Source organism: Maribacter huludaoensis (assembly GCF_029350945.1).
Lineage (GTDB): Bacteria > Bacteroidota > Bacteroidia > Flavobacteriales > Flavobacteriaceae > Maribacter > Maribacter huludaoensis.
Map to the genome: position 1 here is coordinate 382408 of NZ_JARKMS010000002.1, position 11931 is coordinate 394338.

Genomic DNA, 11931 nt, shown 5'->3' on the forward strand with positions numbered 1-11931 from the left:
TTAGGCATTTGGTGGATTGTAATTGGTTTCATCTATGACCAAAATCATGCCAAGATTCCGATAGAAATATTCGATATATGAAAAAGGTTCCAAACCGAAATCAGTTTTCTAAAATTTTAGGATTATCCCTAATTGTATTTTTGCTTTTTGCAAGTCCCTCAATAGCGCAGGATGAAGCTGCTGCAGAATCTGTGGCTACTGAAACCGCAGGGGGTGGCGATGAAAAAAAAGGCAAGGCATTGTTCAATCAAAACTGTGCTGCCTGTCATGCGTTAAATCGTAAGATGACCGGTCCTGCATTAGAGAATGTAGAGGCTAGGTTGAGTGAAGAAGAAGGCTTAGACAGAGAGTGGCTTTATGCTTGGATTAAAAACAGTCCTGGTGTAATTAAGTCGGGTGACGCTTATGCCAATAAATTGTACGCAGAGTATAATAAAGCTGCAATGACGGCTTTTCCAACCTTGTCAAACACAGATATCGATGATATTTTGGCATATACCGCTGCAGCTCCGGCTGCTGCCCCTGAACATGTTGTGGGTAGTGCAGATGTTGCTGGTGGAAATGCGGGAAATTCTTCTGGCGTCTCTAATGAAGTGATTTTAGGTGCTTTAGTCTTGGTTTTTGGTTTGTTGGTGGTTATGCTGTTGTTGGTGAATAAGACATTACAGCGTATAGTACAGGCAAATGGTGTTGTTCTTGAAAAAGAGAATGCTGAAAAAAGAACCCCGATTTGGAAAGCTTTTGCTCAAAATCAATTTTTGGTTTTGGTTACCGTTGTGTTCTTATTGTTGGGTAGTGCATACTTTGCTTATGGTTGGATGATGCAGGTAGGTGTCGATCAGGGTTATGCCCCAATTCAGCCAATTCATTATTCACATAAGATCCATGCAGGTGATAATAAGATAGAGTGTAAATATTGTCACTCTTCTGCTAGGGTTTCCAAACATTCTGGTATACCTTCTTTAAATGTATGCATGAACTGCCATAAATCAGTTTATGAGTACACTGGTAATCCGGAAGGTCCGTCTCAAGAGGATTTGGAGAATGGATACACGAACGAGTTCTATACTGGTGAGATAAAGAAATTATACAAAGCAGTTGGTTGGGATGAAGAAAATCAAAAATACACTGGTGAAAGTCAGCCTGTAGAATGGGTAAGAATTCATAATCTGCCAGATTTTGCTTATTTCAATCACTCGCAGCACGTTTCGGTCGCAGGTGTTGAGTGTCAAACTTGTCACGGTCCTGTAGAGGAAATGGAAATTATGTATCAGTATTCACCGTTGACAATGGGTTGGTGTATTGATTGTCATAGAGAGACCAATGTAAAGGTTGAGGGTAATGAATACTATGAGAAAATTCATGCTGAGCTTTCAAAGAAATACGGTGTAGAGAATTTAACAGCTGCTCAGTTGGGTGGGCTGGAATGTGGTAAATGTCACTATTAATAATAATTTAAAGAAGCTAATTACAGATAATACGTATGGCATCAAACAAAAAATATTGGAAGAACGAAGCGGAGTTAAATCCTAACGATTCCATTGTTGAGGCGCTAAAGCAGAATGAATTTGTAGAGCAGATTCCTGTGGATGATTTCTTGGGTGACAAGGAAACATTGTCTTCTACAAATACAAATCGTAGAGATTTCTTGAAGTATGTTGGGTTTAGTACCGCGGCCGCTTCTTTAGCAGCATGTGAAGGACCGGTTGTGAAATCGATTCCTTATGTGGTATTGCCAGAAAATATAGTTCCCGGAGTCGCTAACTATTATGCAACTACAATTGCAAATGGTTTTGATTTTGCTAGCATATTGATAAAGACTCGTGAGGGTCGTCCTATCAAGGTAGAGAATAATACTTTGGCTAAAATAGGTGGTTCGGCTAATGCTAGGGTGCAGGGTTCTGTTCTTTCGTTGTACGATAGTACAAGGTTGCAAGGGCCGTTGGCAAATGGAGAGCCGGTAGAATGGGATGTACTTAAAGCTACCGTTAAGTCTAAAATGGGTTCGCTTAAGGGTTCTGCTAAAAAAATTGCTGTTCTTACACAGACATATGCTAGTCCATCAACCGATCGTCTTATGGCTGATCTGGTCGCTGCCAATGAAAATGTGGTTCATGTTACCTATGATGCTATATCTGAAGATGCGGCATTAACTGCGTTTGAAAATAAATACGGAGAGCGTGCTTTAGCTGATTACGATTTTGAAAAGGCGGGGCTTATTGTTTCTTTTGGTGCAGATTTTATTGCCGACTGGCAAGGCGGTGGTTATGATGCGGGTTATTCTAGAGGCCGTGTTCCTAAGAATGGTAAAATGTCCAGACATATACAGGTTGAGGCAAATATGTCATTGACCGGTGCAAATGCCGATAAGCGCGTGGCTATGAAGCCAAGTGCCCAAAAGGTTGTTTTGGCTAAATTATACGGAAAATTAAATGGTACTTCTGTAGGTGGTAACACTTCAGAGTATGATGCTTTGGTTGATTCCATTGCCGTAGAGATAAAGAAAGCTGGTTCCAATGCGGTTGTTGTAACGGGATTAGACGATGTTAATGCTCAAGCTGTTGTTTTGGCAATCAATGAAATGCTTTCCAGTAAAGCCTATGATGTTGCGGCTCCTAAATATATAAGAAAAGGTAGTGTGAAGGCTGTTAACTCGTTGATTGCAGATATGAAGGCCGGTAGAGTTGGCGCTTTATTGATGGATGGGGTTAATCCTGTATATTCATTGCCTAATGCAGCTGATTTTAAAGAAGGTCTGGAAAAGGTTGATTTATCTGTTGCTTTTTCTACAAATTGGAATGAAACTACTGAGGCTGTGCAATATGTGGGTGCTACAAACCACTATTTGGAGTCTTGGGGAGATATTCAAATTAAAAAGGGGCATTACAGTTTAATGCAGCCGACTATTAAAGAATTATTTGATACAAAGCAGTTTCAAACGGTAGTTTTAGAGCTACTGGGAAGTGAGCAAACGTATTATGATTATATAAAAGATACTTGGACTTCATCTGTACTTAACGGTGCAAGTTGGAATCAAGCGTTGCAAGATGGTGTTTTCAGTACCAAGACTATGGTGGTGAATACTGAAGGGGCAGCTCAAAATATTACGACTACGGAGGATACAATTGAGGTTGTTTCCAATACTTCTTTGTCTTCTGCTGTACGTAGTTTAGCAAATACCACTAGTGTTGGAATGGAGCTTACGTTGTATTCTAAAGTTGGTATGGGCGATGGCCAGCAGGCAAGTAACCCTTGGTTGCAAGAATTTCCGGATCCAATTACAAGAGTTTCTTGGGATAACTATGTTACTATTTCAAAAGCGGATGCTGCTGAACTTGGTGTAGAAAATGTAAACGTTGCAAACGGCGGTATGGATGGTAGCTATGTAAAGCTTACCGTTAATGGTGTTAGTTTGGAGAAGGTGCCGGTGGTTGTTCAGCCTGGGCAGGCAAAAGGTACTGTAGGTCTTTCATTCGGTTACGGTAAAACTGTAGGATTGAAAGAAGAAATGCAGACTGGTGTAAATGCTTTTAAACTATATAACGGATTTAGCAATATTCAATCTGTAAGTGTAGAAAAAGTTGCAGGTAATCATGAGTTTGCTTGTATTCAATTACATAAAACCCTAATGGGTAGGGGAGATATCATTAAAGAAACAACTTTAGAGATATTTAATACTAAGAACCATTCGGAATGGAACGAGGTTCCTGTGGTATCTTTGGACCATCAAGAAGTTCCTGCAACTTCTGTTGACTTATGGGATAGCTTTGATCGTTCTATCGGTCATCATTTTAACATGTCTATTGATTTAAATGCTTGTACCGGTTGTGGTTCTTGTGTTATCGCTTGTCATGCAGAAAATAATGTACCTGTTGTTGGTAAGGCTGAAGTAAGAAAGTCTAGGGATATGCACTGGTTGCGTATCGATAGATATTATTCGTCTGAAGAAACCTTTGAAGGTGATAATGCCAAAAAAGATGGTTTTGATGGTTTGTCCGGTGATAATGGTTCATTAGGTGGTTTCGGTGAGTTAGAAGATCCTTCTGCGAATCCTCAGGTTGCTTTTCAGCCTGTAATGTGTCAGCACTGTAACCATGCTCCTTGTGAAACTGTTTGTCCAGTGGCGGCGACTTCACATGGTAGACAAGGTCAAAATCAAATGGCTTATAACAGATGTGTAGGTACAAGATATTGTGCTAACAACTGTCCTTATAAAGTACGTAGATTTAACTGGTTCCTTTATAATAACAATGACGAGTTCGATTTCCATATGAACAATGATTTGGGTAAAATGGTATTGAACCCGGATGTAAACGTTCGTTCTAGAGGTGTTATCGAGAAATGTTCTATGTGTATTCAAAAAACACAAAAGACTATTCTTGATGCTAAGAGAGACGGTCGTGTTATTGAGGATGGAGAATTCCAAACAGCTTGTTCTTCAGCATGTAGTAACGGTGCCATTGTATTTGGTGATGTTAATGATGAGAAGAGTAAAGTTGCAGAATTAAAACAAAGTGACCGCATGTATCATTTGTTGGAGCATGTAGGTACACAACCAAACGTTTTCTACCATGTTAAGGTTAGAAACACCAACGAAGCATAAACAATAGTAGAAAGTAATTATAACAAAAGTCTATGGCGTCGCATTACGAAGCACCTATACGTAAACCCCTAGTAACTGGAGACAAAGGCTACCACGATGTAACAGTGGATATTGCCGCACCAGTGGAAGGCAGAGCTAATAAGCACTGGTGGATAGTTTTTTCCATTGCCCTAGTGGCATTCCTTTGGGGAGTAGGTTGTATTATTTATACGGTCTCTACCGGTATCGGTACATGGGGTCTTAACAAGTCTGTAAACTGGGCTTGGGATATTACCAATTTCGTTTGGTGGGTAGGTATCGGCCACGCTGGTACTTTGATCTCGGCGGTATTATTGTTGTTCCGTCAAAAATGGAGAATGGCAATTAACCGTTCTGCTGAGGCAATGACAATTTTTTCCGTTGTTCAAGCAGGTTTGTTCCCTATTATTCACATGGGTCGTCCATGGTTGGCATATTGGGTATTACCTATTCCAAATCAATTTGGGTCGTTATGGGTAAACTTTAACTCTCCACTTCTTTGGGATGTATTCGCTATATCAACATATCTTTCTGTTTCATTGGTATTTTGGTGGACAGGTTTACTTCCTGATTTTGCTATGATTCGTGATAGAGCCGTATTGCCTTTTCAAAAGAAAATCTATAGTCTTTTAAGTTTTGGGTGGAGTGGTCGTGCCAAAGATTGGCAACGATTTGAGGAAGTGTCATTGGTACTTGCAGGTCTTGCAACTCCGTTGGTATTATCTGTACACACCATTGTATCTTTTGACTTTGCTACGTCGGTTATACCAGGTTGGCATACAACAATCTTTCCACCTTACTTCGTGGCAGGGGCAATTTTCTCTGGTTTCGCAATGGTAAACACGTTGTTGATTATAATGAGAAAAGTATGTCATTTAGAAAATTATATTACAATTCAGCATATTGAATTAATGAATATTGTAATCATGTTAACCGGTTCTATTGTAGGTTGTGCCTATATTACCGAGTTGTTCATGGCATGGTATTCTGGTGTGGAATATGAGCAATACGCTTTCTTGAACAGGGCAACCGGTCCTTATTGGTGGGCATACTGGTCAATGATGACTTGTAATGTATTCTCTCCACAATTTATGTGGTTCAAGAAATTAAGAACTAGTATCATGTTCTCTTTCTTTATTTCTATTGTGGTAAACATAGGTATGTGGTTCGAAAGATTCGTGATTATCGTAACTTCATTGCATAGAGATTATCTTCCTTCTTCCTGGACAATGTTCTCTCCAACTTTTGTAGATATCGGTATTTTCGTAGGTACAATTGGATTCTTCTTTGTGTTGTTCTTATTGTACTCTAGAACTTTCCCTGTTATTGCACAGGCAGAGGTTAAATCTATTTTAAAATCTTCTGGGCAGAAGTATAAAGTTCTAAGAGATTCAGGTAAGCCGTTATATGAAATCAAAACGACTAATGTAGAGATTAAAGAGCCTATAACTGATGATGTTCTTATGGGCGAAGTTGTTCCTACTGTAGGTGATAAAGTAGGTGTTTCTGATCTTTTAAGTGCGGTGGGTACTTTTGATGCCACTACACAAGAGGCAGATGATTTGAAGAGGGTTAAGGGTATTGGTCCTCAGATGGAAGCAACATTAAATGAAATAGGAATTTACACTTTTGCTCAAGTAGCTAGAATGACAGAGAGCGAATATAATTTGTTAGATTCTATTACAGGGTCTTTCCCAGGTAGAGCACAACGTGATGACTGGGCAGGACAAGCAGCAATTTTATTAAATAACAAAAGATAAATATGGCATCTAAAGTTATACACGCTTTTTACGATGATGACGATGTGCTCATGCTTGCCGTTAAAAAGGTAAAGGCAGCAAAGCTTCACATAGACGAAGTATATTGTCCTTTCCCTGTGCACGGATTAGACAAAGCTATGGGCTTAGCGCCTACAAGATTGGCTATTACAGCTTTCTTGTATGGTTTGGTTGGTTTAACTGTGGCAACTCTTATGATGAATTTTATCATGATAGAAGATTGGCCGCAAGATATAGGTGGTAAGCCTAGCTTCAGTTATTTGGAGAACCTACCTGCATTCGTGCCTATTATGTTCGAGTTGACGGTGTTCTTTGCGGCTCACTTAATGGTTATTACTTTTTATTTAAGAAGTAGACTATGGCCTTTTAAAGAAGCCGAGAATCCTGATGTAAGAACTACGGACGATCATTTTTTGATGGAAATAGAAATCCATGACAACGAGCAAGAATTAAGAGATTTGTTAATGAATACTGGTGCAGTAGAAATTAATATTTCAGAAAAAAACAGTCATTAAATATGAACAGTTTTAAGAAAATAGCGATAATATTCGGGTTGGCTATCGTAGCAACGTCTTGTAAAGATGACAGCGTACCTAACTATCAGTATATGCCTAATATGTATGAGTCCGTAGGTTATGAGACTTATAGTGAGGTAGACTTTTTGCCAAACGAAGCAGAGGCTTTGGTTCCACCTTCAAATACGATAAACAGGGGTTGGTTGCCATATGAAATTGAAAATTCCCCGGAAGGTAAAGAATTATCAAGATTGCAAACAAGTCCGCTTGATACAATGAATGTTGAGAAAAATTTGGCTAAAGGTGGTCAGTTGTATACCATTTATTGTGCTATTTGTCATGGGGATAAAGGCGATGGTCAGGGTACTCTTGTTAAAAGAGAAAAGATACTAGGTGTGCCTAATTATGCTGACGAAGTAAGAAACATTAATGTAGGTTCCACATACTATACAATTCATTATGGATTGAACTCAATGGGTTCTTATGCTTCACAGATGAACACTGAAGAAATGTGGCAGGTGTCAGAATATGTAATGAAATTGAAACAAGATTTAACCAAATAATAGGTAAACAATACTATGTATACGTTTTCAAATAGACTCAAAATAGCTTCCATCGTTCTAATGATAGTAGGTGCATTAGGAATCATTGGTGGGTTTGTTATGGCTCCTGGAACTATAGCAGAGGCAAAAGAAATGGTAGCAAGTCATGACGGAGGTCATGGTGACGCCCATGCAGCTGAAGCTGAACATGCAACAAAAGAAAGTGATCACGCGGTTGCTGAATCTCATGGTGAAGAACATGATGCTTCTCATGATCAGCATTTATTGGATCAATTAAAAAATAGACCTTGGGCGGCTTTATATGTTGCGGCGTTCTTTTTTATGATGATATCATTAGGGGTATTGGCTTTTTATGCTATACAACGTGCTGCGCAAGCAGGTTGGTCTCCACTGTTATTCAGAGTAATGGAAGGTATTACGTCTTACTTGGTTCCTGGTGGAATTATTGTATTTGTAATATTGCTTCTTTCTGTTTTACACATGAATCATCTATTTGTTTGGATGGATGCCGATGTTGTAGCACAGGATGCATTGTTACAGGGTAAGTCTGGGTATTTGAACCCTACCTTCTTTTTAATAAGAGCAGCTATATTTTTAGCTGGTTGGATTGGTTATAGAGAGTATTCTAGAAAACTGTCTATTGCGCAAGATGATTCGGATGACAATTCTAACTTTAAATTAAATTTTAGAATATCTGCTGGTTTCTTGGTATTTTACCTTATTAGTGAATCTATTATGTCCTGGGATTGGATTATGAGTGTAGAACCACATTGGTTCAGTACATTGTTCGGTTGGTATATTTTTGCCAGTATGTTCGTTTCAGGAATTACGGTTATAGCGATGGTAACCATCTATTTAAAGTCCAAAGGTCATTTACCGGATGTTAACGACAGTCATATACATGATTTAGCAAAGTTCATGTTCGGTATCAGTATATTTTGGACATACCTATGGTTCTCTCAATTTATGTTGATATGGTATTCTAACATACCGGAAGAAGTAACATATTATGTTACTAGAATAGCAGATTACAAATTACCATTCTTCGGTATGGTAGCAATGAACTTCTTGTTCCCGGTGCTTCTTTTAATGAATAGTGATTATAAGAGAATTAATTGGTTTGTAGTTTTAACAGGTATCGTAATACTTGCTGGGCATTATATGGATATCTTTAATGCTATTATGCCTTCTACGGTAGGTAAGAACTGGTACATTGGTATTCCTGAGATAGGTTCTGTATTGTTTTTTGCAGGATTATTTATATTCTGGATTTTTAGAGCACTTTCAACGCAGCCGCTACAACCAAAAAGAAATCCTTTTATTGAAGAAAGTAGACACTTTCATTACTAGTAATTAAGTAAAGTATAACATTTATATATACAATGACGACATTATTAACTTTAGCTGTACTTGTTCTTGTAGCCATTGCCATTTGGCAATTGACTAAAATCTTTGAATTGTCACAGCTTAGAACTGAGCAGCACCAAATAGCAACGGATAGCGATAATAAAAATAACGGTTACATGTTATTTGGATTTTTGGTATTCATTTACGGAATTACCATATTCAGTTTTTGGAACTATGGTAAGTTTCTTTTACCAGAAGCTGGATCGGCACATGGTGAGGAATATGATAGCTTAATGTTGGTTTCTTTCATTATTATCTTTATCGTGCAAACCTTGACCCAAGCGTTGTTACATTATTTTGGTTATAAATATGCCGGTAAAAAAGGTCAAAAAGCGTTGTTTTATGCGGATAATGATCGTTTAGAGTTTATTTGGACCATTATTCCGGTAATTGTATTGGCAGGTCTTATTCTTTGGGGATTATATACCTGGACTACTATTATGGATGTAAACGATGAGGATGATCCGTTGATTGTTGAACTTTATGCACAACAATTTAATTGGACAGCCAGATATGGTGGTGATGATAATGTTTTAGGTGGAGCCAATGTTAGAATGATTGATATTGACAAAGCAAACGTTTTAGGCTTGGATGAAGCCGATACCTATGCACATGACGATATTATTGTAAAAGAATTGCACTTGCCGGTAGGTAGAAAGGTGAATTTTAAAATGCGTTCTCAAGACGTATTACACTCAGCTTACATGCCTCATTTTAGAGCGCAAATGAACTGTGTCCCTGGTATGATTACCGAATTTTCTTTTACGCCTATTTATACAACAGAAGAAATGAGGACCAATCCAGATGTTATGGATAAGGTTAAAAGAACTAATAAGATTAGAGCAGAAAAATCTGCAAGTACAGGAGAGGCTCTAGATCCTTGGCAGTTTGATTATATCTTGCTTTGTAATAAGATTTGTGGTAAATCTCATTATAACATGCAAATGAAGATTATTGTAGAGACCGAAGAGGAATATAATCAGTGGATCAAATCACAATCAACTTTTGCCGAAACGGTTATGAAGGATGATACTAACCCTGCTTTTAACACGGTTAGTGCTGTTTCAGTAGCAGAGTAATTTTACTCTCAGATTAATATAGCTATAATTAGAAAATTAATATAAATAAGATTACGATTATGTCAGCAACAGCACATGCACATGTAGATGATCATGCACACGACGATCATGGACATCATCATAAAGAAACTTTTGTAACAAAGTATATCTTTAGCCAAGACCATAAAATGATTGGTAAACAATACCTTATTTTAGGTGTGTTTGTAATGGGTTTTATAGGTATTGCAATGTCATTATTGTTTAGAATGCAATTGGCTTGGCCAGGAGAGTCTTTTCCAATTTTTGAAGCTCTTTTAGGCAAGTGGGCACCTGGTGGTGTTATGGATGCCGATGTTTATTTGGCATTGGTTACCATGCACGGTACTATAATGGTATTCTTTGTACTTACTGCAGGTTTAAGTGGTACGTTCAGTAATTTATTGATTCCATTGCAGATCGGTGCACGTGATATGGCATCTGGTTTCTTGAATATGGTATCCTTTTGGTTGTTTGCAATAGCCTCTGCAATTATGATAATTTCTTTATTCGTAGAGGCAGGTCCGGCAGCTGCTGGTTGGACAATTTATCCACCGTTAAGTGCTTTGCCGATGGCTCAACCAGGTTCTGGAATGGGTATGACGTTATGGTTAAGCTCAATGGCAATATTTATTGCATCATCTCTTTTAGGTTCTTTGAACTACATTGTAACGGTTATTAATTTAAGAACCAAAGGTATGTCAATGACAAGATTGCCTTTAACAATATGGGCATTCTTTGTAACAGCTATAATAGGTGTAATTTCATTCCCTGTTTTATTATCTGCGGCATTATTATTAATAATGGATAGAAGTTTTGGAACTTCTTTCTTCCTGTCAGATATTTTTATTCAGGGTGAGGTTCTACATTATCAAGGTGGGTCACCAGTATTATACGAGCACCTTTTTTGGTTCTTAGGTCATCCGGAGGTATATATTGTATTGTTACCGGCATTGGGTATCACCTCTGAGGTAATGTCTACAAATGCGCGTAAACCAATTTTTGGTTATCGTGCTATGATTGCTTCCATTTTAGCAATAGCATTTTTATCTACAATTGTTTGGGGTCACCACATGTTTATCTCAGGTATGAATCCGTTTTTAGGATCTGTATTTACATTTACAACGTTATTGATTGCTATACCATCTGCGGTAAAAGCATTCAACTATATAACTACGTTATGGAAAGGTAACCTACAATTGAACCCGGCAATGTTGTTTTCAATTGGTTTAGTATCAACATTTATTACAGGTGGATTAACTGGTATTGTTTTAGGAGATAGTACGTTGGATATTAACGTTCACGATACATATTTCGTAGTAGCTCACTTCCACTTGGTAATGGGTATCTCTGCACTTTACGGTTTGTTTGCTGGTGTTTATCACTGGTTCCCTAAAATGTATGGTGGTAGATTAATGAACAAGAACTTGGGTTATGTTCACTTTTGGGTAACAGCTATTTGTGCCTATGGTGTTTTCTTTCCTATGCACTTTGTAGGTATGGCTGGTGTTCCAAGAAGATATTACGAGAATACGGCTTTTCCAATGTTTGATGAGTTAACTGATATTCAAGTATTAATGACTGTATTTGCCATAATAGCAGCAGCTGCACAATTGGTTTTTGTTGCTAACTTCTTCTACAGTATATTTTACGGTAAGGTTGGTCCAAAGAATCCATGGAAATCAAATACTTTGGAATGGACTGCTGAGCAAGAACATATTCATGGTAACTGGGCGGGTCCTATTCCTGAAGTTCATAGATGGGCTTACGATTATAGTAAGGTTTATGAAAACGGAGATTATATTATTGAAGGTCAAGATTATGTTCCACAACATATTCCTTTACAGGAAAATGAAGAAGAAATGAATCATTAAAAATATTTAAGTTTTATAAAGCCCAACTAGCTATAGTTGGGCTTTTTTTTTGGTTAAATTCTTAAGATATTATTAAGTT

General features: G+C 37.9%; 8 protein-coding genes. All 8 read left to right on the forward strand.

The window, feature by feature from the left end; all coding sequences use genetic code 11:
• Positions 1-77: 77 nt before the first annotated feature.
• Genes PXC01_RS06720 through PXC01_RS06755 form a run of 8 tightly spaced genes read left to right on the forward strand, consistent with a single transcriptional unit; the run spans position 78 to position 11852 of the window.
• A complete protein-coding gene (locus tag PXC01_RS06720) occupies positions 78-1448 on the forward strand; it encodes a c-type cytochrome (protein ID WP_276471550.1) in 1371 nt (456 codons plus the stop codon).
• A gap of 35 nt (positions 1449-1483) precedes the next feature.
• Positions 1484-4603, forward strand: a complete 3120-nt coding sequence (locus PXC01_RS06725; protein WP_276471551.1) for a TAT-variant-translocated molybdopterin oxidoreductase — start codon at positions 1484-1486, stop codon at positions 4601-4603.
• A gap of 32 nt (positions 4604-4635) precedes the next feature.
• On the forward strand, positions 4636-6381 hold the full coding sequence (gene nrfD, locus PXC01_RS06730; RefSeq protein WP_276471552.1) for an NrfD/PsrC family molybdoenzyme membrane anchor subunit: 1746 nt from the start codon (positions 4636-4638) through the stop codon (positions 6379-6381).
• Positions 6382-6383: 2 nt separating this feature from the next.
• The gene (locus tag PXC01_RS06735; protein WP_276471553.1) at positions 6384-6914 is read left to right on the forward strand and encodes a DUF3341 domain-containing protein; all 531 of its coding nucleotides are present in this window, start codon (positions 6384-6386) and stop codon (positions 6912-6914) included.
• Between the two features lie 2 nt (positions 6915-6916).
• Positions 6917-7477, forward strand: a complete 561-nt coding sequence (locus tag PXC01_RS06740) for a c-type cytochrome (RefSeq protein ID WP_276471554.1) — start codon at positions 6917-6919, stop codon at positions 7475-7477.
• Positions 7478-7492: 15 nt separating this feature from the next.
• Positions 7493-8827, forward strand: coding sequence for a quinol:cytochrome C oxidoreductase (locus tag PXC01_RS06745; protein WP_276471555.1), 1335 nt, complete (start codon positions 7493-7495; stop codon positions 8825-8827).
• 32 nt (positions 8828-8859) lie between these two features.
• Positions 8860-9963 (forward strand): cytochrome c oxidase subunit II, encoded by a 1104-nt coding sequence (locus PXC01_RS06750; RefSeq protein ID WP_276471556.1) that lies wholly within the window; start codon positions 8860-8862, stop codon positions 9961-9963.
• Positions 9964-10022: 59 nt separating this feature from the next.
• Complete coding sequence (locus PXC01_RS06755) at positions 10023-11852, forward strand: cytochrome c oxidase subunit I (RefSeq protein WP_276471557.1); 1830 nt, start codon at positions 10023-10025, stop codon at positions 11850-11852.
• Positions 11853-11931: the final 79 nt, after the last annotated feature.

What these genes read in the sequence shown, in the direction of transcription:
- PXC01_RS06740 (WP_276471554.1), top strand. Translation starts at nt 6,917, where the DNA reads ATGAACAGTTTTAAGAAAATAGCGATAATATTCGGGTTGGCTATCGTA.
- PXC01_RS06750 (WP_276471556.1), top strand. Translation starts at nt 8,860, where the DNA reads ATGACGACATTATTAACTTTAGCTGTACTTGTTCTTGTAGCCATTGCC.
- nrfD (WP_276471552.1), top strand. Translation starts at nt 4,636, where the DNA reads ATGGCGTCGCATTACGAAGCACCTATACGTAAACCCCTAGTAACTGGA.
- PXC01_RS06745 (WP_276471555.1), top strand. Translation starts at nt 7,493, where the DNA reads ATGTATACGTTTTCAAATAGACTCAAAATAGCTTCCATCGTTCTAATG.
- PXC01_RS06755 (WP_276471557.1), top strand. Translation starts at nt 10,023, where the DNA reads ATGTCAGCAACAGCACATGCACATGTAGATGATCATGCACACGACGAT.
- PXC01_RS06735 (WP_276471553.1), top strand. Translation starts at nt 6,384, where the DNA reads ATGGCATCTAAAGTTATACACGCTTTTTACGATGATGACGATGTGCTC.
- PXC01_RS06725 (WP_276471551.1), top strand. Translation starts at nt 1,484, where the DNA reads ATGGCATCAAACAAAAAATATTGGAAGAACGAAGCGGAGTTAAATCCT.
- PXC01_RS06720 (WP_276471550.1), top strand. Translation starts at nt 78, where the DNA reads ATGAAAAAGGTTCCAAACCGAAATCAGTTTTCTAAAATTTTAGGATTA.